The following is a 20,573-nucleotide window of genomic DNA, read 5'->3' on the forward strand; positions in this document are numbered from 1 at the left end:
GCCGAGGCGATGGTCGCGCTGGTGCTGGCGGACGCGGTGGCGGAGAAGTTCGGCGGGGACAGCGTCACCGAGACCCGCCGCAACGTGCGGTCGTACCTCGACAACCTGCACATCCGATGAGCACGGGTCCTGTCGTCGTCCTGGTCGGCCCGATGGGCGTGGGCAAGTCCACCGTCGGGCGGCTGGTCGCCGGACGACTGGGCGTCGAGTACCGGGACACCGACGACGACATCGTCGCCGAGCAGGGACGGGCCATCGCCGACATCTTCGTCGACGAGGGCGAGCCTTTCTTCCGCGCCGTCGAGAAGCGAGCCGTGCAGACGGCGCTCGCCGAGCACGACGGCGTCCTGGCGCTCGGCGGCGGCGCGATCCTCGACCCGGACACCCGCGCGCTGCTGGCCGGCCGGCCGGTGGTGTACCTGTCGATGGACGTCGAGGAGGCGACCCGGCGCACCGGCCTGAACGTCGCCCGGCCGCTGCTGGCGGTCAACCCGCGCAAGCAGTGGCGGGAGCTGATGGAGGCCCGCCGTCACCTGTACGAGGAGGTGGCCCGCGCGGTCGTGGCCACCGATGCCCGCACACCGGACGAGGTCGCCCAGGCGGTCCTCGACGTTCTGGAGTTGAAGGAAGCATGAGTGAGTCTGTGACACGGATTCAGGTCGGCGGCTCCGCGGGCAGTGAGCCGTACGAGGTCCTGGTGGGCCGGCAGCTGCTCGGCGAGCTGGCCGGTCTGATCGGCGAGAAGGCGACCCGGGTCGCGGTGATCCACCCCGAGGCGCTGGCCGAGACCGGGGAGGCGCTGCGCGCCGACCTGGCCGAGCAGGGCTACGAGGCGGTCGCGATCCAGGTGCCGAACGCGGAGGAGGCCAAGACCGCCGAGGTCGCCGCCTACTGCTGGAAGGCGCTGGGGCAGTCCGGGTTCACCCGTACCGATGTGATCGTGGGCGTGGGCGGCGGCTCCACGACCGACCTGGCGGGCTTCGTCGCGGCGACCTGGCTGCGCGGCGTGCGCTGGATCGCCGTCCCGACGACCGTGCTGGCCATGGTCGACGCGGCGGTGGGCGGCAAGACCGGCATCAACACCGCCGAGGGCAAGAACCTCGTCGGCTCCTTCCACCCCCCGGCCGGGGTCCTGTGCGACCTGGCCGCGCTGGACTCCCTGCCGGTCAACGACTACGTCTCCGGGCTCGCGGAGGTCATCAAGGCCGGTTTCATCGCCGACCCGGTGATCCTGGACCTGATCGAGGCCGACCCGGAGGGCGCGCGCACCCCGGCCGGTCCGCACACCGCCGAGCTGATCGAGCGGTCGATCCGGGTCAAGGCCGAGGTGGTCTCCTCGGACCTGAAGGAGAACGGGCTCCGGGAGATCCTCAACTACGGCCACACCCTCGGCCACGCGATCGAGAAGAACGAGCGCTACAAGTGGCGGCACGGCGCCGCGGTCTCGGTCGGCATGCACTTCGCCGCCGAACTGGGCCGTCTGGCGGGCCGGCTGGACGACGCCACCGCGGACCGGCACCGCACCATCCTGGAGTCGGTGGGGCTGCCGCTCAGCTACCGCTACGACCAGTGGCCCAAGTTGCTGCAGACCATGAAGGTCGACAAGAAGTCCCGCGGCGACCTGCTGCGCTTCATCGTCCTCGACGGACTCGCCAAGCCGACCGTCATGGAGGGCCCCGACCCGGCCATGCTGCTCGCCGCCTACGGCGAGGTCGCCCAGTGAGGCCCGCCCAGTGAGGCCCGCCCGGTAGGGCCCGCCGGGTAGGGCCCGTCCGGTAAGGCCCCTCGGGCCCCTTCCGTCCCATTCCGCTTGCCACCGCGGGCACTTCGGGCCGCCCTCGGCCGTTCACCAAACGATGGCCGGGGGCGGTACCGTTCGGTAGGGAGCGGGCTCGCGCCCGCTGCCAGCGCCGAAAGCCTTGAAAGACGAGACGGAGTGGCACCGGATGCAGCACGCAGTGGGGTCTCCGCTGCCGCCGCCCCACCAGCCGGGGCACGGTCCGGCCGCCGGCTGGTCGCCGGCCGCACAACACCCGGGTCCGCACCACCCGGGCCACCACCCGGGTCCGCACCCCCCTGGTCCACCTCCGCAGGGACCGCCCCCGCAGCAGGCCCCCGCCCCGCAGCACGGCCCCGGCCCGGTGCCGCGGGGATCCGCCCCGGTGCCGCCGCCCGGTTTCACCGGAGCGCCGCCCGTTCCACATGCCGGGGCGCCGCAGCACGCACCGCCGGACACGACCGGCCATGTGCCGCTGCCGCCCGGCGGCCCGGTGGCGGCCCCCGGCACCCCGCCGCCGGCCGGCGCACCCGATCGGGCGGTCGGCGTGCCCGACCCGGGCGCCACCACGCTCGCGGTACTGCTGATCGGTCCCGCCGGCGCGGGCAAGACCAGCGTCGCCAAGTACTGGGCGGACCACCGCCGCGTGCCCACCGCGCACATCAGCCTGGACGACGTCCGCGAATGGGTCCGCTCCGGCTTCGCCGATCCGCAGTCCGGGTGGAACGACAACTCGGAGGCGCAGTACCGCCTGGCCCGCCGCACCTGCGGCTTCGCCGCGCGGAACTTCCTGGCCAACGGCATCTCCTGCATTCTCGACGACGCCGTCTTCCCCGACCGGCCGGTGGTCGGCCTCGGCGGCTGGAAGCGGCACGTCGGCCCCGGACTGCTCCCCGTCGTCCTCCTCCCGGGCCTCGACATCGTCCTGGAGCGCAACGCCGAGCGCACCGGCAACCGCCGCCTCACCGACGAGGAGGTCGCCCGCATCCACGGCCGCATGGCCGGATGGTACGGCTCGGGCCTGCCGATCATCGACAACTCCCAGCTCGACGTCCCCGGCACGGCCCGCGTCCTGGACGAGGTCCTGGCGAGAGCGATCGCAAGCCCGCCGAAGTGGTGAACTCGGGGAGCGGACCCACCTGAGGGGCGAGGGGAACTGCGCGACGAGCCACAAGCGTCCGCAGTCGGCAGCCAGCCGTTCGCACCACGGCGCTAGCCCGAACGGCACCTCCCCAACCGGCACAATTCGCCCACAACTCCTACGCTCGTGTCATGTCAGAGGTGTACGCGACCCGCCGTACGCGAGTACGGGAACGCTGTAACGCGGGCGGCGCGGCGGCAGCGCTCGTCTCCCGTCCCGCCAACGTGCGCTACCTCGCGGGCGCGGCACCCCACGGTGCCGTACTGCTGCTGGGCAAGCGCGAAGATCTGCTGGTGTGCGCAGGCCCCCCGGACGACCGCCCCGCCGAGGGGCGCCCCGACGAGGCGCTGCGGGTGCACGCCCTGCCCCGCCCCAGCGGTGATACGGCCGTCGCCGCCGCCGACCTCGCCGCGGGCCAGGGCGCCGATTCCCTCGCGGTGGAGGAACACCACCTCACCGTCGCCCGGCACCGGGCCATCGGATCGGTCGTGCCGCGGCTGCGGCTGGCCGACCTCGGCGGTGCGGTCGAGCAGCTGAGGGTGGTGAAGGACGAGGAGGAGATCTCCTGCCTGCGGATCGGCGCGGAGATCGCCGACCAGGCCCTCGGCGAGCTGCTCGAATCCATCCTGGTCGGGCGCACCGAACGCCACCTCGCCCTGGAACTCGAACGGCGCCTGGTCGACCACGGTGCCGACGGCCCCGCCTTCCCCACCTCCGTCGGCACCGGCCCGAACTCCGGCCGCCGCGGCCACCGGCCCACGGACCGGCGGGTGGAGGAGGGCGACTTCCTCTCCGTGTGCCTGGGTGCCACCTACCGCGGCTACCGGTGCGAGATCGGCCGTACCTTCGTCATCGGGACCTCGCCCGCCGACTGGCAGATCGAGCTGTACGACCTGGTCTTCGCCGCCCAGCGGGCCGGCCGGGAGAGTCTGGCACCCGGTGCCGCCTACCGTGACGTGGACCGCGCGGCCCGGCAGGTGCTGGACTCCGCGGGACACGGGGAAGGCCTGCTTCCGCTGACCGGGCACGGCGTGGGACTCGAAATCGACGAGGACCCGCAGTTGGCTCCCGCCGCCATGGGTAAACTGGACGCTTGCGTGCCGGTCACCGTCGAACCCGGGGTCCACCTCCCGGGCCGGGGCGGCGTCCGGATCGATGACACGCTCGTCGTCCGCCCCGAGGCGGACGGCGGACCCGAGCTACTCACCATTACGACCAAGGAGCTGCTCGCACTATAGGCAGGTGCGTGCCCCCGGGGTCGTCCACGTCAGTCCAGGAGATTCCGCAACCGTGGCTTCCACGAACGACCTCAAGAACGGCATGGTGCTCAAGCTCGAAGGCGGCCAGCTCTGGTCCGTCGTCGAGTTCCAGCACGTCAAGCCCGGCAAGGGCCCGGCCTTCGTGCGCACCAAGCTCAAGAACGTGCTCTCCGGCAAGGTCGTCGACAAGACCTTCAACGCCGGCGTCAAGGTCGAGACGGCCACTGTCGACAAGCGCGACATGCAGTTCTCGTACATGGACGGCGAGTACTTCGTCTTCATGGACATGGACACCTACGACCAGCTGCACATCGACCGGAAGACCGTCGGCGACGCCGCGAACTTCCTGGTCGAGGGCTTCACGGCCGTCGTCGCCCAGCACGAGGGCGAGGTGCTCTTCGTCGAGCTCCCGGCCGCCGTCGAGCTGACCATCGCCGAGACCGAGCCGGGCGTCCAGGGCGACCGCTCCACCGGCGGCACCAAGCCCGCGACCCTGGAGACCGGCCACCAGATCCAGGTTCCGCTCTTCATCACCACCGGTGAGAAGATCAAGGTCGACACCCGCACCAGCGACTACCTCGGCCGGGTGAACAGCTAACCGTGGCCGCCCGTAACACGGCCCGCAAGCGCGCCTTCCAGATCCTCTTCGAGGGCGATCAGCGCGACGCCGACGTCCTGACGGTCCTCGCGGACTGGGTCCGGCTCTCCCGGGCCGACACCCGGCAGCCGCCGGTCAGCGAATACACCATGCAGCTGGTCGAGGGCTACACGGAGCACGCGAGGCGGATCGACGAGCTGATCGCGCAGTACTCCGTCGGCTGGACGCTCGACCGGATGCCGGTCGTCGACCGCAACATCCTGCGTCTCGGCGCGTACGAGCTGATCTGGGTCGACGAGACCCCGGACGCCGTCGTTCTCGACGAGATGGTGCAGCTGGCGAAGGAGTTCTCCACGGACGAGTCGCCCTCGTTCGTCAACGGCCTGCTCGGCCGGCTGAAGGAGCTCAAGCCTTCACTGCGCCGCGACGAAGCCTGAGCCGCACCAAGACGCCCGAGGGCCCGCAGCACATCCGCTGCGGGCCCTCGGGCGTTCTCGTACGCCTGTCTGGTCGTCCGGGGCCGGGGAAGTCCCCACGGGGGTCCGGAGGCCCGCAGAGAGCCGCAGAAAGCCGCCGGGGTGGCCGGAACCCCTCGGTTCCGGCCACCCCGGCGGCACGTTTCTGCTGATGTCCGCCCGTGGAGGGGAGCGCTCAGCTCTCCTCGTGCGCGGCGACCGCGCGACGCGCGTCCGCGTCCAGCACGCCCCAGCTGATCAGCTGCTCGGTGAGGACCGAGGGCGACTGGTCGTAGATGACGGCGAGTGTGCGCAGGTCGTCCTGGCGGATGGAGAGCACCTTGCCGTTGTAGTCACCGCGCTGGGACTGGATCGTCGCCGCGTAGCGCTGCAGCGGGCCCGCCTTCTCGGCCGGCACGGTGGCCAGCCGCTCCAGGTCCAGGACCAGCTTCGGCGGCGGCTCGGCGGCGCCGCCCGGGGTGGTGCCCGGAAGCAGCTCCTGCACGGGAACGCCGTAGAAATCCGCCAGCTCGGCGAGGCGCTGCACGGTCACGGCGCGGTCGCCGCGCTCGTAGGAACCGACCACCACGGCCTTCCAGCGTCCCTGGGACTTCTCCTCGACACCGTGGAGGGAAAGGCCCTGCTGGGTGCGGATGGCCCGGAGCTTGGCCCCGAGCTGTTTGGCGTATTCGCTGGACATATAGCTCCCCGGACACTGTGTCGACGCGGACTGGCGTGATTCCCGCCGCGCGGTTGGTAACTCACTGTGAGGTTACGCAGCGTGACTCTCCTGCGTCAAGCCGAATGGTCCACACCGACTCTTCCGTGGTATCGGCACTCGGTTGGGCCGAATGGGTGGTCTCAGGGGTCTCGGAGGGGTGATCGAGGGGGTGCGGCGGAGTGTCGCCGCGGCCTGCTACGGTGGATGGCGCAATCCCGACGTCCTTTAAGGTCCGTCCCGTGAGGCGGAGAAGGAGGTCCGTTTCATATGGACACGCACGCCAACGCGCAAGCGTCCGATGCGAGGCCCGTTCTCGAGGGCCCCGACATCGCGCGGGTTCTGACCCGCATCGCCCACGAGATCGTCGAGCGCGCCAAGGGCGCCGACGACGTGGTGCTCCTCGGCATCCCGACCCGGGGCGTCTTCCTCGCCCAGCGGCTCGCCGCCAAGCTCGAGCAGATCACCGAGCGCAAGATCCCCTGCGGTTCGCTGGACATCACCATGTACCGCGACGACCTGCGCATGCACCCGCCGCGTGCGCTGGCCCGCACCGAGATCCCGGGTGACGGCATCGACGGCAAGCTGGTCGTCCTCGTCGACGACGTCCTCTTCTCCGGCCGCACCATCCGCGCCGCCCTCGACGCGCTGAACGACATCGGGCGGCCCCGCGCGGTGCAACTGGCGGTCCTCGTCGACCGCGGCCACCGCGAACTGCCCATCCGCGCCGACTACGTCGGCAAGAACCTCCCCACGTCGCTGCGGGAGACGGTCAAGGTCCAGCTCGCCGAGGAGGACGGTCGCGACACCGTGCTGCTCGGTGCGAAGGCCGGCCAGTAGCAAACCGGGCGTGCGGACCGCTTCGGCGTGCCCACGCACGCAGGCATGGACCGGTTTGCCCGAAACCTCCCCCTGAACTGCCTTACGGAGCCTGACAGATGCAGCGTCATCTCATCTCGGCCGCCGACCTCACCCGCGACGACGCCGTCCTCATCCTCGACACCGCCGAGGAGATGGCCCGGGTGGCCGACCGGCCGATCAAGAAGCTGCCGACCCTGCGCGGCCGCACGATCGTCAACCTCTTCTTCGAGGACTCCACGCGCACCCGCATCTCCTTCGAGGCCGCCGAGAAGCGGCTCTCCGCGGATGTGATCAACTTCTCCGCCAAGGGCTCCAGTGTGTCCAAGGGCGAGTCCCTGAAGGACACCGCCCAGACCCTGGAGGCCATGGGCGTCGACGCCGTGGTCATCCGGCACAGCGCCTCCGGGGCGCCGTACCGCCTCGCCAACTCAGGCTGGATCGACGCGGCCGTCATCAACGCCGGCGACGGCACCCACCAGCACCCCACCCAGGCCCTGCTCGACGCCTTCACCATGCGCCGCCGGCTGGTCGGCAAGGACGCCGGGCTCGGCCAGGACCTGGCCGGCAAGCACGTCACCCTCGTCGGAGACGTGCTGCACAGCCGGGTCGCCCGCTCCAACGTCGACCTGCTGCACACCCTCGGCGCCGAGGTCACCCTGGTCGCCCCGCCGACCCTGCTGCCGGTCGGCGTCGGGACCTGGCCCTGCGAGGTGTCGTACGACCTCGACAGCACCCTGCCCAAGTCCGACGCCGTGATGATGCTGCGTGTGCAGCGCGAGCGGATGAACGCCGCGTTCTTCCCGACCGAGCGCGAGTACTCGCGGCGCTACGGCCTCGACGGGGACCGCATGGCCAAGATGCCCGAGCACGCCATCGTGATGCACCCCGGCCCCATGGTCCGCGGCATGGAGATCACCGCCGAGGTCGCCGACTCCGACCGCTGCACCGTCGTCGAGCAGGTCGCCAACGGCGTCTCCATCCGGATGGCCGTCCTCTACCTGCTGCTGGGCGGCAACGAGCCCGCCGTCACCCACGCCCGTACCACCGAGGAGAAGTAAGACAGATGAGCAAGATCCTGATCCGTGGTGCGAAGGTCCTCGGCGGCGAGGCGCGGGACGTCCTGATCGACGGCGAGACCATCGCCGAGGTGGGCACCGGACTGTCCGCCGACGGCGCCGAGGTCGTCGAGGCCGGCGGCAAGGTGCTGCTGCCGGGCCTGGTCGACCTGCACACCCATCTGCGCGAGCCGGGCCGCGAGGACTCCGAGACGGTCCTCACCGGCACCCGCGCGGCGGCCTCCGGCGGCTACACCACCGTGTTCGCCATGGCCAACACCTTCCCCGTCGCCGACACCGCCGGTGTCGTCGAGCAGGTGTGGCGGCTCGGCAAGGAGTCCGGCTACTGCGACGTGCAGCCCATCGGCGCCGTCACCGTCGGGCTGGAGGGCAGCAAGCTCGCCGAGCTGGGCGCCATGCACGAGTCGGCGGCCGGTGTGACGGTCTTCTCCGACGACGGCAAGTGCGTGCACGACGCGGTGATCATGCGCCGGGCGCTGGAGTACGTGAAGGCCTTCAACGGGGTGATCGCCCAGCACGCCCAGGAGCCGCGGCTGACCGAGGGCGCCCAGATGAACGAGGGCGTCGTCTCCGCCGAGCTGGGACTCGGCGGCTGGCCCGCGGTGGCCGAGGAGTCGATCATCGCCCGGGACGTGCTGCTCGCCGACCACGTCGGTTCCCGCGTGCACATCTGCCACCTGTCGACCGCCGGGTCCGTCGAGATCGTCCGCTGGGCCAAGTCCCGCGGCATCCAGGTGACCGCCGAGGTCACCCCGCACCACCTGCTCCTCACGGACGAGCTGGTACGCAGCTACGACCCCGTCTACAAGGTCAACCCGCCGCTGCGCACCGAGCGCGACGTGATGGCCCTGCGCGAGGCCCTGGCCGACGGCACGATCGACATCGTCGCCACCGACCACGCCCCCCACCCGCACGAGGACAAGGACTGCGAGTGGGCCGCCGCCGCCATGGGCATGGTCGGCCTGGAGACCGCGTTGTCAGTGGTCCAGGCGACCATGGTGGACACGGGCCTGCTGGACTGGGCCGGCGTCGCCGACCGGATGTCCGTCAGGCCCGCGCAGATCGGACAGGCCACGGGTCACGGCCGTCCCGTCTCGGCTGGTGAGCCCGCCAACCTCACCCTGGTCGACACGGAATACCGTGGGCTCGTGGACCCCGCGGGCTTCGCCTCGCGCAGCCGCAACACCCCGTACGAGGGGCGTGAGCTGCCGGGCCGTGTCACGCACACGTGGCTCCGGGGCAAGGCCACGCTCATCGACGGGAAGCTCACGTGACACCTGTACTCCTGCTGGCCGCCGAGAGGGAATCGGCGGAAGTGACCGACTGGGCCGCCCGCCTCGGCTGGGTGGCCGGTCTCGCCCTCTTCGTCGCGCTCGTCTACTGGCTGATGCGCGAGGGCTGGAAATGGCGGGGCACCCTCCAGGGCGACCTGCCGGAGCTGCCCAGCGCGCCGGACGAGCCCGGCGAGGCGAGACTGACGATGAGCGGCCGCTACCACGGCTCCACCACCGCGGGGCAATGGCTCGACCGCATCGTCGCGCACGGCCTGGGCACCCGCAGCCGAGCCGAGCTGACACTGACCGACGCGGGCCTGGACGTCGTACGCCCCGGGGCGGCCGACTTCTTCGTCCCGGCCGCTGCGCTGCGCGAAGCCCGGCTCGACAAGGGCATCGCCGGAAAGGTGCTCACCGAGGGCGGACTGCTCATCGTGACCTGGGCGCACGGCGGCAAACTGATCGACTCCGGCTTCCGCTCCGACCGCGCGGCCGAGCACAACGAGTGGGTCGACGTCATTAACTCCATGATCGAAACAACCACCAGGGAAGGCGCCGAACGATGACGACCTCCACCAGGGGAACCAGCAAGGTTCCCGCCGTACTCGTCCTGGAGGACGGCCGTATCTTCCGCGGCCGCGCCTATGGGGCCGTGGGGGAGACCTTCGGCGAGGCCGTCTTCTCCACCGGCATGACCGGCTACCAGGAGACCCTGACCGACCCGTCGTACCACCGCCAGGTCGTCGTGATGACCGCCCCGCACGTGGGCAACACCGGCGTCAACGACGAGGATCCCGAGTCGAAGCGCATCTGGGTCGCCGGCTACGTCGTACGCGACCCCGCGCGCGTGCCGTCCAACTGGCGCTCCCGGCGCTCGCTGGACGAGGAACTGGCCGCCCAGGGCGTGGTCGGCATCAGCGGCATCGACACCCGCGCGCTCACCCGCCATCTGCGCGAGCGCGGCGCCATGCGCGTCGGCATCTTCTCCGGCAACGCGCTGCCCGACGAGGGCACCATGATCGCCCAGGTGCGCCAGGCCCCCGAGATGACGGGTGCCGACCTGTCCGCCGAGGTCGCCACCAAGGAGGCGTACGTCGTCCCCGCGATCGGCGAGAAGAAGTTCACCGTCGCCGCGGTCGACCTCGGCATCAAGGGCATGACCCCGCACCGGATGGCCGAGCGCGGCATCGAGGTGCACGTGCTGCCCGCCACGGCGAGCGTCGACGACGTGTACGCCGTGAACCCGGACGGCGTGTTCTTCTCCAACGGCCCGGGCGACCCGGCCACCGCCGACCACCCGGTCTCCGTGATGCAGGCGGTCCTGGAGCGCGGCACCCCGCTGTTCGGCATCTGCTTCGGCAACCAGATCCTCGGCCGCGCCCTCGGCTTCGGCACCTACAAGCTGAAGTACGGCCACCGCGGCATCAACCAGCCGGTGCAGGACCGCACGACCGGCAAGGTCGAGGTCACCGCGCACAACCACGGCTTCGCCGTCGACGCCCCGCTCGACCAGGTCTCCGAGACCCCCTTCGGCCGCGCCGAGGTCTCCCACGTCTGCCTCAACGACAACGTGGTGGAGGGCCTCCAGCTTCTCGACAAGCCGGCCTTCAGCGTCCAGTACCACCCCGAAGCGGCAGCCGGCCCGCACGACGCCGCCTACCTGTTCGACCGCTTCGTTTCCCTGATGGAGGGCCAGCGTGCCTAAGCGCACCGATATCCAGTCCGTCCTGGTCATCGGCTCCGGCCCGATCGTCATCGGCCAGGCCGCCGAGTTCGACTACTCCGGCACCCAGGCGTGCCGGGTCCTGAAGTCAGAGGGCCTGCGGGTCATCCTCGTGAACTCCAACCCCGCGACGATCATGACCGACCCGGAGATCGCCGACGCCACCTACGTCGAGCCGATCACCCCCGAGTTCGTCGAGAAGATCATCGCCAAGGAGCGCCCCGACGCCCTGCTGCCCACCCTGGGCGGCCAGACGGCGCTCAACACCGCCATCTCGCTGCACGAGAACGGCGTCCTGGAGAAGTACGGCGTCGAGCTGATCGGCGCCAACGTGGAGGCGATCCACAAGGGCGAGGACCGCGACCTGTTCAAGGAGGTCGTGGAGGAGGTCCGCAAGAAGATCGGGCACGGCGAGTCCGCCCGGTCCGTGATCTGCCACTCCATGGACGACGTCCTCGCGGGCGTCGAGACGCTCGGCGGCTACCCGGTCGTCGTGCGCCCCTCCTTCACCATGGGCGGCGCCGGCTCCGGCTTCGCCCACGACGAGGAGGAGCTGCGCCGCATCGCCGGCCAGGGCCTCACGCTCTCCCCGACCACCGAGGTGCTCCTGGAGGAGTCCATCCTCGGCTGGAAGGAGTACGAGCTGGAGCTGATGCGCGACAAGAACGACAACGTCGTGGTCGTCTGCTCCATCGAGAACTTCGACCCCATGGGCGTGCACACCGGTGACTCGATCACCGTCGCGCCCGCGATGACGCTCACCGACCGCGAGTACCAGGTGCTGCGCGACGTCGGCATCGCGATCATCCGCGAGGTCGGCGTCGACACCGGCGGCTGCAACATCCAGTTCGCGGTCAACCCCGAGGACGGCCGGGTCATCGTCATCGAGATGAACCCGCGCGTGTCCCGCTCCTCGGCGCTCGCCTCCAAGGCGACCGGCTTCCCGATCGCCAAGATCGCCGCCAAGCTCGCCGTCGGCTACACCCTCGACGAGATCCCGAACGACATCACGCAGGAGACCCCGGCCTCCTTCGAGCCGACCCTCGACTACGTGGTCGTCAAGGCCCCGCGCTTCGCCTTCGAGAAGTTCCCGTCCGCCGACTCGACCCTCACCACCACCATGAAGTCGGTCGGCGAGGCCATGGCCATCGGCCGCAACTTCACCGAGGCCTTCCAGAAGGCGCTGCGCTCCCTGGAGAAGAAGGGCAGCCAGTTCACCTTCGTCGGCGAGACGGGCGACAAGGAGCAGCTGCTGCGCGACGCCGTCCGTCCCACCGACGGCCGGATCAACACGGTCATGCAGGCCATCCGCGCGGGCGCCACGCCCGAGGAGGTCTTCGAGTACACCCGCATCGACCCGTGGTTCGTCGACCAGCTCTTCCTCATCAAGGAGATCGCCGACGAGATCGCCGAGGCCCCGGAGCTGACCCGCGAGCTGCTGGCCGAGGCCAAGCGGCACGGCTTCTCCGACCAGCAGATCGCCGAGATCCGCGGCCTGCGCGAGGACGTCGTCCGCGAGGTCCGGCACGCCCTCGGCATCCGCCCGGTCTACAAGACGGTCGACACCTGCGCCGCCGAGTTCGCCGCCAGGACGCCGTACTTCTACTCCTCCTACGACGAGGAGACCGAGGTCGCGCCGCGCGAGAAGCCCGCGGTGATCATCCTGGGCTCCGGCCCGAACCGCATCGGCCAGGGCATCGAGTTCGACTACTCCTGCGTCCACGCCTCCTTCGCGCTCAGCGACGCGGGCTACGAGACGGTGATGGTCAACTGCAACCCGGAGACCGTCTCCACCGACTACGACACCTCCGACCGCCTGTACTTCGAGCCGCTGACGCTGGAGGACGTGCTGGAGATCGTCCACGCCGAGCAGCAGGCCGGCCCGGTCGCGGGCGTCGTCGTCCAGCTCGGCGGCCAGACCCCGCTGGGCCTGTCGCAGGCACTGAAGGACAACGGCGTGCCGATCGTCGGCACCTCCCCGGAGGCCATCCACGCCGCCGAGGACCGCGGCGCCTTCGGCCGCGTCCTGAAGGAGGCCGGCCTGCCGGCCCCGAAGCACGGCACTGCCACCACCTTCGCCGAGGCCAAGGCCATCGCCGACGAGATCGGCTACCCGGTCCTCGTCCGGCCCTCGTACGTCCTCGGCGGGCGCGGCATGGAGATCGTCTACGACGAGACCCGGCTGGAGTCGTACATCGCGGAGTCGACCGAGATCAGCCCCACCCGGCCGGTCCTCGTCGACCGCTTCCTCGACGACGCGATCGAGATCGACGTCGACGCGCTCTACGACGGCGAGGAGCTGTACCTCGGCGGTGTCATGGAGCACATCGAGGAGGCCGGCATCCACTCCGGCGACTCGGCGTGCGCCCTGCCCCCGATCACCCTCGGCGGCTTCGACATCAAGCGGCTGCGCGCCTCCACCGAGGCCATCGCCAAGGGCGTCGGCGTGCGCGGCCTGATCAACATCCAGTTCGCGATGGCGGGCGACATCCTGTACGTCCTGGAGGCCAATCCGCGCGCCTCGCGCACGGTGCCCTTCACCTCCAAGGCGACCGCGGTGCCGCTGGCCAAGGCCGCCGCCCGCATCTCGCTCGGCGCGACCATCGCCGAGCTGCGCCAGGAGGGCCTGCTGCCCAGGCACGGTGACGGCGGCGAGCTCCCGCTCGACGCGCCGATCTCCGTCAAGGAGGCCGTCATGCCGTGGTCCCGCTTCCGGGACATCCACGGTCGCGGCGTCGACACCGTCCTCGGCCCGGAGATGCGCTCCACCGGCGAGGTCATGGGCATCGACTCGGTCTTCGGCACGGCGTACGCCAAGTCGCAGGCCGGCGCCTACGGCCCGCTGCCCACCAAGGGCCGCGCCTTCATCTCGGTCGCCAACCGCGACAAGCGCTCGATGATCTTCCCGGCCCGCGAGCTGGTCGCCCACGGCTTCGAGCTGCTGGCCACCTCCGGCACCGCCGAGGTCCTCAAGCGCAACGGCATCAACGCCACCGTGGTGCGCAAGCAGTCCGAGGGCACCGGCCCGAACGGCGAGAAGACCATCGTCCAGCTCATCCACGACGGCGAGGTCGACCTCATCGTCAACACCCCGTACGGCACCGGCGGCCGCCTCGACGGCTACGAGATCCGTACGGCGGCCGTGGCCCGGTCGGTGCCGTGCCTGACGACGGTCCAGGCGCTCGCCGCCGCCGTCCAGGGCATCGACGCGCTCAACCACGGCGACGTGGGCGTCCGCTCGCTCCAGGAACACGCGGAGTTCCTGACCGCGGCCCGCGACTAGCAGCCCTTGAGGGGGACACCGGAAACGGTGTCCCCCTCTTCATGAGGCTCGCCCTGAGCTTCGGCATGAGGACATCGATGTACAAGATCTTCTTCAACCTCGTCTTCAAGCGGATGGACCCGGAGCAGGCCCACCACCTGGCCTTCCGGTGGATCCGCTTGGCCGTGCGCGTCCCCGTGCTGCGCACCTTCGTCGCGGCCGTGCTCGCGCCCCGGTACAAGGAGCTGCGCACCGAGGCACTCGGCCTGCGCATGCACGGTCCGTTCGGTCTCGCCGCCGGCTTCGACAAGAACGCCGTCGCGATCGACGGCATGGCGATGCTCGGCTTCGACCACGTCGAGATCGGCACCGTGACCGGGGAGCCGCAGCCCGGCAACCCCAAGAAGCGGCTGTTCCGCCTGGTCCCCGACCGGGCGCTGATCAACCGTATGGGCTTCAACAACGAGGGCTCGCTCGCCGTCGCCGCCCGTCTGGCCTCCCGTACACCGGTCTTCAGGACCGTCGTGGGTGTGAACATCGGCAAGACGAAGGTGGTTCCGGAGGAGGAGGCCGCCCTCGACTACGTGAAGTCCGCCGAGCGGCTGGCGCCGTACGCCGACTACCTGGTCGTGAACGTGTCGTCGCCCAACACGCCCGGGCTGCGCAACCTCCAGGCCACCGAGGCGCTGCGTCCGCTGCTGAGCGCCGTACGCGACGCCGCCGACCGTACGGTCACCACCCGGCGCGTCCCGCTGCTGGTGAAGATCGCCCCCGACCTCGCCGACGAGGACATCGACGCGGTGGCCGACCTCGCCGTGGAACTGGGCCTGGACGGGATCATCGCCACGAACACCACCATCGCGCGCGAGGGCCTGGGCCTGACGTCCGACCCCGCACTGGTCGAGCAGACCGGCGGCCTGTCGGGGGCGCCCCTGAAGGCCCGCTCCCTGGAGGTGCTGCGCCGCCTCTACGCGCGCGTGGGCGACCGGATCACCCTGGTCGGCGTCGGCGGCATCGAGAACGCCGAGGACGCCTGGCAGCGCATCCTGGCCGGCGCCACCCTGGTCCAGGGCTACAGCGCCTTCGTCTACGAGGGGCCCTTCTGGGGCCGCGCCATCCACAAGGGCCTCGCCGCGCGGCTGCGCCAGAGCCCGTACGCCACCCTCGCCGACGCGGTCGGCGCCGATGTGAGGAAGCCCCGATGACCGGCATGAGCCCCCTGGAGCCCTTCGGTGCCCGGCTGCGCCGTGCCATGGACGACCGCGGCCCGCTGTGCGTGGGGATCGACCCGCACGCCTCCCTGCTCGCCGAGTGGGGCCTGAACGACGACGTGGCGGGCCTGGAGCGGTTCAGCCGCACGGTCGTCGAGGCGATGGCCGACCGGGTCGCCGTGCTCAAGCCGCAGAGCGCGTTCTTCGAGCGCTTCGGCTCGCGCGGTGTCGCGGTCCTGGAGAAGGCCGTCGAGGAGGCCCGCGCGGCCGGTGCGCTGGTCGTCATGGACGCCAAGCGCGGCGACATCGGCTCCACCATGGCCGCCTACGCCGAGTCCTTCCTGCACAGGGACGCCCCGTTGTTCTCCGACGCGCTGACCGTCTCGCCGTACCTCGGCTACGGCTCCCTGAAGCCCGCGGTCGACCTGGCCCGGGAGAACGGCGCCGGGCTCTTCGTGCTGGCGCTGACCTCCAACCCGGAGGGCGGCGAGGTCCAGCACGCGGTGCGCACCGAGGATCCGGCCGGGCGGAACGTCGGTGCCACGATGCTCGCCCACCTCGCGGACGAGAACGCGGGGGAGGAACCGCTGGGATCCTTCGGCGCGGTCGTCGGCGCCACGCTGGGCGACCTGTCCTCGTACGACCTGGCGATCAACGGTCCGCTGCTGGCCCCCGGCATCGGCGCCCAGGGGGCCACCGCGGCCGACCTGCCCCGGGTCTTCGGGGCCGCCGTGCGCAATGTGGTCCCGAACGTCAGCCGGGGTGTTCTGCGTCACGGTCCCGACGCAGGGGCGCTGCGGGCGGCCGCGGACCGGTTCGCGGAGGAGATCCGGGCCGCGGTGACCTCCGTCTGAGGTCCCGGCGGAGTGCCCGGGGCCGTCTTGAGGCTGGATACATCCTCAAATCCAGGGCAGTATGTCTGAAATATCCGGTCCTGACAGAGGCTGACCAGGACTTTTCCGCTGTTCTCGCTGACTCTGGCGGACTTGACCGCTAGTCTCCGTCGAGAGAACGGGCAAGCGTGTGTTGCTCGTGCCTCCCCAGGTGTGGGGCGACTAGGTTCCTCACCGGTCCGTATCCGACAGTTCGACATCCGAGGTGACGTAGGCGTGGCTCTTCCGCCCCTTACCCCCGAACAGCGCGCAGCCGCGCTCGAAAAGGCCGCCGCGGCTCGCCGGGAGCGGGCCGAGGTCAAGAATCGACTCAAGCACTCCGGCGCCTCCCTTCACGAGGTCATCAAGCAGGGCCAGGAGAACGACGTCATCGGCAAGATGAAGGTCTCCGCCCTCCTTGAGTCCCTGCCGGGCGTGGGCAAGGTCCGCGCCAAGCAGATCATGGAGCGACTCGGCATCTCCGAGAGCCGCCGCGTGCGTGGTCTCGGTTCCAACCAGATCGCCTCCCTCGAGCGCGAATTCGGCAGCACCGGTTCCTGAACCCCGGCTCGCCCGGGCATGGTCCCGGGCACTCCGGGATTGCTGGAATAATCGCTGCATGAGTGAACGTCCGCGGCTGACCGTGCTCTCCGGACCCTCCGGGGTCGGCAAGAGCACGGTCGTCGCCCATATGCGCAAGGAACACCCCGAGGTCTGGCTCTCGGTGTCGGCGACGACCCGCAAGCCCCGCCCCGGCGAGCAGCACGGAGTCCACTACTTCTTCGTCACCGACGAGGAGATGGACAAGCTGATCGCCAACGGCGAACTGCTGGAGTGGGCCGAGTTCGCCGGCAATCGTTACGGCACTCCGCGCGCGGCCGTGCTGGAGCGTCTGGAGGCGGGGGAACCCGTCCTGCTGGAGATCGACCTCCAGGGGGCTCGGCAGGTCCGTGAGTCGATGCCCGAGGCCCAGCTGGTGTTCCTGGCTCCGCCCTCCTGGGAGGAGCTGGTGCGCAGGCTGACCGGCCGGGGCACCGAGCCGCCCGAGGTGATCGAGCGCCGCCTGGAGGCGGCGAAGATCGAGCTGGCGGCCGAGCCGGAGTTCGACGAGACGCTGGTCAACACCTCCGTCCAGGACGTCGCGCGCGAGCTGCTAACCTTGATGAACGTCGTGTGATCGGCTGCGATCATGCAGACCCGCATTACGCAGACCGGCATCATGCCGACTGATTCTTTCCCATCCATCGGAAGGTAGAGCGTGTCCTCTTCCATCTCCGCGCCCGAGGGCATCATCAACCCGCCGATCGACGAGCTCCTCGAGGCCACGGACTCGAAGTACAGCCTCGTGATCTACGCGGCCAAGCGGGCCCGCCAGATCAACGCGTACTACTCGCAGCTCGGCGAGGGCCTCCTCGAGTACGTCGGTCCCCTCGTCGACACCCACGTCCACGAGAAGCCGCTCTCGATCGCGCTGCGCGAGATCAACGCGGGGCTCCTGACCTCCGAGGCCGTCGAGGGCCCCGGTCAGTAAGTCGTACGATCAGCTCGCAGCTGACTTTTCCACAGGCCCGGCAGCACGTCTGCCGGGCCTGTGGTGTCTCATGGGGGTGGTTGCACGTTTCCGAGGTTCGGGGAGAGACGACGGTGGACAAGCCGAAGGTCGTTCTGGGGGTCAGCGGCGGCATCGCCGCCTACAAGGCGTGTGAGCTGCTGCGCAGGCTCACCGAGTCCGGACACGAGGTCCGGGTCGTGCCCACCGCCTCCGCCCTGCACTTCGTCGGCGCCGCCACCTGGTCCGCGCTCTCCGGCAACCCCGTCTCCACGCAGGTCTGGGACGACGTCCACGAGGTGCCGCACGTTCGCATCGGCCAGCGGGCCGACCTCGTCGTGGTCGCCCCGGCCACGGCCGACATGCTCGCCAAGGCCGCGCACGGCCTCGCCGACGACCTGCTGACCAACACCCTGCTCACCGCGCGCTGCCCGGTCGTCTTCGCCCCCGCGATGCACACCGAGATGTGGGAGCACCCGGCCACCCAGGAGAACGTGGCGACGCTGCGCCGCCGCGGTGCCGTCGTCATCGAGCCCGCCGTCGGCCGGCTCACCGGCGTCGACACCGGCAAGGGCCGGCTGCCCGAGCCCGCCGAGATCTTCGAGGTCTGCCGCCGGGTCCTGGCCCGGGGCGTGCGGGAACCCGACCTCGTGGGCCGGCATGTCGTGATCAGCGCCGGAGGCACCCGCGAACCGCTGGACCCGGTGCGCTTCCTGGGCAACCGCTCCTCCGGCAAGCAGGGCTACGCCCTGGCCCGGACGGCCGCCGCGCGCGGCGCCCGGGTCACCCTGGTCGCCGCCAACACCGCCCTGCCGGACCCGGCCGGAGTGGACGTGGTCCCGGTCGGCACCGCCGTCCAGCTGCGCGAGGCCGTGCTGAAGGCCGCCGCGGACGCCGACGCCGTCGTGATGGCCGCCGCGGTCGCCGACTTCCGCCCGGCGGCGTACGCGGCCGGGAAGATCAAGAAGAAGGACGGGCAGGAGCCCGCCCCGATCGTCCTGGTCCGCAACCCCGACATCCTCGCCGAGATCTCCGCCGACCGCGCCCGTCCCGGCCAGGTGATCGTCGGCTTCGCCGCCGAGACCGACGACGTCCTGGCCAACGGCCGCAGAAAGCTGGAGCGCAAGGGCTGCGATCTGCTCGTGGTGAACGAGGTGGGGGAGCGCAGGACCTTCGGCGAGGAGGAGAACGAGGCCGTGGTGCTGGCCGCCGACGGCGGCGAGATTCCCGTCCCGCACGGCCCCAAGGAGGCACTGGCCGACACCGTGTGGGACCTGGTGACCGCCCGCCTGCGCTGACGGCCCGGCGCACCGCCCGCCACCTTCCGCACCCCCGGTGACACGCCCCGCCACCCTCTGTGGGCCCGGCAACAGGGGCGTGGCGCCCCTGGCCAAGGCCGCGCCCCATTGGGCAGAATGCCCGTGCCGCAGGTCACAGGGCTCCCGAGAGGCGAGACAGGTGGTCCCGCGGCGGAGCGCGACCGATAAACTGTTCCAGGACGACGCCGGGCGCAGCCCCCGACCCGTCCACCAATGATCAGCCAGCAGCCGCTGCAACCACAGGGAGCGTTGTGTCCCGTCGCCTGTTCACTTCGGAGTCCGTGACCGAGGGTCACCCCGACAAGATCGCTGACCAGATCAGCGACACCATTCTCGACGCGCTGCTGCGCGAGGACCCGACCTCCCGGGTCGCCGTCGAGACCCTGATCACGACCGGCCTGGTACACGTGGCCGGTGAGGTCACGACCAAGGCCTACGCGCCGATCCCGCAGCTCGTCCGGGACAAGATCCTGGAGATCGGCTACGACTCCTCGAAGAAGGGCTTCGACGGCGCCTCCTGCGGTGTCTCGGTGTCCATCGGCTCGCAGTCCCCGGACATCGCGCAAGGTGTCGACACCGCGTACGAGACGCGGGTCGAGGGCGACGAGGACGAGCTGGACCGGCAGGGCGCCGGCGACCAGGGCCTGATGTTCGGCTACGCGACGGACGAGACGCCGACGCTGATGCCGCTGCCGGTCTTCCTGGCGCACCGGCTGTCCAAGCGCCTGTCCGACGTGCGCAAGAACGGCACCATCCCCTACCTGCGCCCGGACGGCAAGACCCAGGTCACCATCGAGTACGACGGCGACAAGGCGGTCCGGCTGGACACCGTCGTGGTCTCCTCGCAGCACGCCAGCGACATCGACCTCGACTCGCTGCTCGCCCCCGACATCCGCGAGTTCGTCGTGGAGCCGGAGCTGAAGGCACTGCTCGACGAGGGCATCAAGCTGGACACCGAGGGGTACCGCCTGCTGGTCAACCCCACCGGCCGCTTCGAGATCGGCGGCCCGATGGGCGACGCCGGCCTGACCGGCCGCAAGATCATCATCGACACCTACGGCGGCATGGCCCGCCACGGCGGCGGTGCCTTCTCCGGCAAGGACCCGTCCAAGGTCGACCGCTCCGCCGCGTACGCGATGCGCTGGGTCGCCAAGAACGTGGTCGCCGCGGGCCTGGCCGCCCGCTGCGAGGTCCAGGTCGCCTACGCCATCGGCAAGGCCGAGCCGGTCGGACTCTTCGTGGAGACCTTCGGCACCCACAAGGTCGAGCCCGAGAAGATCGAGAAGGCGATCGAGGAGGTCTTCGACCTCCGTCCGGCCGCCATCATCCGTGACCTCGACCTGCTCCGCCCGATCTACGCCCAGACCGCGGCGTACGGCCACTTCGGCCGTGAGCTGCCCGATTTCACCTGGGAGCGCACGGACCGCGTGGACGCGCTGCGCGCGGCGGCGGGGCTGTAAGGCCTACGGTGCTCGCGA

20 protein-coding genes and 1 pseudogene are annotated in these 20,573 nt (G+C 70.7%); 20 read left to right on the top strand and 1 reads right to left on the bottom strand.

From position 1 onward, the window contains the following. The 7 genes and pseudogenes from VE614_RS23365 to nusB form a co-directional block, all read left to right on the top strand. Window positions 1-120: pseudogene (locus VE614_RS23365) on the top strand (chorismate synthase); the annotation flags it as partial. Then, complete coding sequence (locus VE614_RS23370) at window positions 117-635, top strand: shikimate kinase (RefSeq protein ID WP_324940520.1); 519 nt, start codon at window positions 117-119, stop codon at window positions 633-635. The pseudogene VE614_RS23365 and the gene VE614_RS23370, both read left to right, overlap by 4 nt. Then, window positions 632-1,723: a 3-dehydroquinate synthase gene (gene aroB, locus VE614_RS23375; RefSeq protein WP_324940523.1), complete on the top strand. Its 1,092-nt coding sequence runs from the start codon at window positions 632-634 to the stop codon at window positions 1,721-1,723. The genes VE614_RS23370 and aroB overlap by 4 nt, the downstream gene beginning before the upstream one ends. A gap of 223 nt (window positions 1,724-1,946) precedes the next feature. After that, a complete protein-coding gene (locus VE614_RS23380) occupies window positions 1,947-2,897 on the top strand; it encodes a Pro-rich N-terminal domain-containing protein (RefSeq protein WP_324940525.1) in 951 nt (316 codons plus the stop codon). Between the two features lie 152 nt (window positions 2,898-3,049). Further along, window positions 3,050-4,156 carry an aminopeptidase P family protein gene (locus VE614_RS23385; RefSeq protein ID WP_324940528.1) on the top strand — a complete coding sequence of 369 codons (1,107 nt, stop codon included), beginning with the start codon at window positions 3,050-3,052 and terminating at the stop codon, window positions 4,154-4,156. 52 nt (window positions 4,157-4,208) lie between these two features. Further along, window positions 4,209-4,775 (top strand): elongation factor P, encoded by a 567-nt coding sequence (gene efp, locus VE614_RS23390; protein WP_324940530.1) that lies wholly within the window; start codon window positions 4,209-4,211, stop codon window positions 4,773-4,775. Window positions 4,776-4,777: 2 nt separating this feature from the next. Then, a complete protein-coding gene (nusB, locus tag VE614_RS23395; protein WP_324940533.1) occupies window positions 4,778-5,212 on the top strand; it encodes a transcription antitermination factor NusB in 435 nt (144 codons plus the stop codon). Between the two features lie 214 nt (window positions 5,213-5,426). On the opposite strand, the gene bldD is transcribed toward nusB, so the two are convergent. After that, window positions 5,427-5,930 (bottom strand): transcriptional regulator BldD, encoded by a 504-nt coding sequence (gene bldD / locus VE614_RS23400; RefSeq protein WP_043498969.1) that lies wholly within the window; start codon window positions 5,928-5,930, stop codon window positions 5,427-5,429. Between the two features lie 288 nt (window positions 5,931-6,218). Here bldD and pyrR point away from each other — a divergent pair, with 288 nt between their 5' ends. The 13 genes from pyrR (at window position 6,219) to metK (ending at window position 20,555) form a co-directional block, all read left to right on the top strand. Continuing rightward, window positions 6,219-6,788, top strand: a complete 570-nt coding sequence (gene pyrR, locus VE614_RS23405) for a bifunctional pyr operon transcriptional regulator/uracil phosphoribosyltransferase PyrR (protein WP_324940538.1) — start codon at window positions 6,219-6,221, stop codon at window positions 6,786-6,788. Between the two features lie 98 nt (window positions 6,789-6,886). Then, a complete protein-coding gene (locus VE614_RS23410; protein ID WP_324940541.1) occupies window positions 6,887-7,867 on the top strand; it encodes an aspartate carbamoyltransferase catalytic subunit in 981 nt (326 codons plus the stop codon). Between the two features lie 5 nt (window positions 7,868-7,872). Then, window positions 7,873-9,159: a dihydroorotase gene (locus tag VE614_RS23415; protein ID WP_324940544.1), complete on the top strand. Its 1,287-nt coding sequence runs from the start codon at window positions 7,873-7,875 to the stop codon at window positions 9,157-9,159. Then, on the top strand, window positions 9,156-9,725 hold the full coding sequence (locus VE614_RS23420; protein ID WP_324940547.1) for a hypothetical protein: 570 nt from the start codon (window positions 9,156-9,158) through the stop codon (window positions 9,723-9,725). The genes VE614_RS23415 and VE614_RS23420 overlap by 4 nt, the downstream gene beginning before the upstream one ends. Then, window positions 9,722-10,864 carry a glutamine-hydrolyzing carbamoyl-phosphate synthase small subunit gene (gene carA, locus VE614_RS23425; RefSeq protein WP_324940550.1) on the top strand — a complete coding sequence of 381 codons (1,143 nt, stop codon included), beginning with the start codon at window positions 9,722-9,724 and terminating at the stop codon, window positions 10,862-10,864. Before VE614_RS23420 ends, carA begins: the two co-directional genes overlap by 4 nt. After that, entirely contained in the window at window positions 10,857-14,165 is a 3,309-nt protein-coding gene (gene carB, locus VE614_RS23430; RefSeq protein ID WP_324940553.1) for a carbamoyl-phosphate synthase large subunit, read from the top strand. The genes carA and carB overlap by 8 nt, the downstream gene beginning before the upstream one ends. A gap of 77 nt (window positions 14,166-14,242) precedes the next feature. Then, window positions 14,243-15,349 (top strand): quinone-dependent dihydroorotate dehydrogenase, encoded by a 1,107-nt coding sequence (locus VE614_RS23435; protein ID WP_324940811.1) that lies wholly within the window; start codon window positions 14,243-14,245, stop codon window positions 15,347-15,349. 5 nt (window positions 15,350-15,354) lie between these two features. Next, window positions 15,355-16,209 (top strand): orotidine-5'-phosphate decarboxylase, encoded by an 855-nt coding sequence (pyrF, locus tag VE614_RS23440; protein WP_324940814.1) that lies wholly within the window; start codon window positions 15,355-15,357, stop codon window positions 16,207-16,209. Between the two features lie 255 nt (window positions 16,210-16,464). Beyond that, window positions 16,465-16,788, top strand: coding sequence for an integration host factor (locus tag VE614_RS23445; RefSeq protein WP_003977346.1), 324 nt, complete (start codon window positions 16,465-16,467; stop codon window positions 16,786-16,788). Between the two features lie 58 nt (window positions 16,789-16,846). After that, window positions 16,847-17,404 (top strand): guanylate kinase, encoded by a 558-nt coding sequence (gene gmk / locus VE614_RS23450; RefSeq protein ID WP_324940557.1) that lies wholly within the window; start codon window positions 16,847-16,849, stop codon window positions 17,402-17,404. A gap of 81 nt (window positions 17,405-17,485) precedes the next feature. Beyond that, a complete protein-coding gene (gene rpoZ, locus VE614_RS23455; RefSeq protein WP_004933985.1) occupies window positions 17,486-17,758 on the top strand; it encodes a DNA-directed RNA polymerase subunit omega in 273 nt (90 codons plus the stop codon). Between the two features lie 113 nt (window positions 17,759-17,871). Continuing rightward, the gene (coaBC, locus tag VE614_RS23460; protein WP_324940561.1) at window positions 17,872-19,074 is read left to right on the top strand and encodes a bifunctional phosphopantothenoylcysteine decarboxylase/phosphopantothenate--cysteine ligase CoaBC; all 1,203 of its coding nucleotides are present in this window, start codon (window positions 17,872-17,874) and stop codon (window positions 19,072-19,074) included. Between the two features lie 272 nt (window positions 19,075-19,346). Next, window positions 19,347-20,555: a methionine adenosyltransferase gene (metK, locus tag VE614_RS23465; RefSeq protein ID WP_324940565.1), complete on the top strand. Its 1,209-nt coding sequence runs from the start codon at window positions 19,347-19,349 to the stop codon at window positions 20,553-20,555. Window positions 20,556-20,573: the final 18 nt, after the last annotated feature.

Origin of the sequence: Streptomyces sp., from assembly GCF_035645055.1 — a bacterium.
In the GTDB taxonomy this organism is placed as follows: Bacteria; Actinomycetota; Actinomycetes; order Streptomycetales; family Streptomycetaceae; genus Streptomyces.

Bases quoted from the DNA above. Each gene is read 5' to 3' on its own strand.
- VE614_RS23370 (WP_324940520.1), top strand. From the start codon at position 117: ATGAGCACGGGTCCTGTCGTCGTCCTGGTCGGCCCGATGGGCGTGGGC.
- aroB (WP_324940523.1), top strand. From the start codon at position 632: ATGAGTGAGTCTGTGACACGGATTCAGGTCGGCGGCTCCGCGGGCAGT.
- VE614_RS23380 (WP_324940525.1), top strand. From the start codon at position 1,947: ATGCAGCACGCAGTGGGGTCTCCGCTGCCGCCGCCCCACCAGCCGGGG.
- VE614_RS23385 (WP_324940528.1), top strand. From the start codon at position 3,050: ATGTCAGAGGTGTACGCGACCCGCCGTACGCGAGTACGGGAACGCTGT.
- bldD (WP_043498969.1), bottom strand. From the start codon at position 5,930: ATGTCCAGCGAATACGCCAAACAGCTCGGGGCCAAGCTCCGGGCCATC.
- pyrR (WP_324940538.1), top strand. From the start codon at position 6,219: ATGGACACGCACGCCAACGCGCAAGCGTCCGATGCGAGGCCCGTTCTC.
- VE614_RS23410 (WP_324940541.1), top strand. From the start codon at position 6,887: ATGCAGCGTCATCTCATCTCGGCCGCCGACCTCACCCGCGACGACGCC.
- VE614_RS23415 (WP_324940544.1), top strand. From the start codon at position 7,873: ATGAGCAAGATCCTGATCCGTGGTGCGAAGGTCCTCGGCGGCGAGGCG.
- carA (WP_324940550.1), top strand. From the start codon at position 9,722: ATGACGACCTCCACCAGGGGAACCAGCAAGGTTCCCGCCGTACTCGTC.
- VE614_RS23435 (WP_324940811.1), top strand. From the start codon at position 14,243: ATGTACAAGATCTTCTTCAACCTCGTCTTCAAGCGGATGGACCCGGAG.
- pyrF (WP_324940814.1), top strand. From the start codon at position 15,355: ATGAGCCCCCTGGAGCCCTTCGGTGCCCGGCTGCGCCGTGCCATGGAC.
- gmk (WP_324940557.1), top strand. From the start codon at position 16,847: ATGAGTGAACGTCCGCGGCTGACCGTGCTCTCCGGACCCTCCGGGGTC.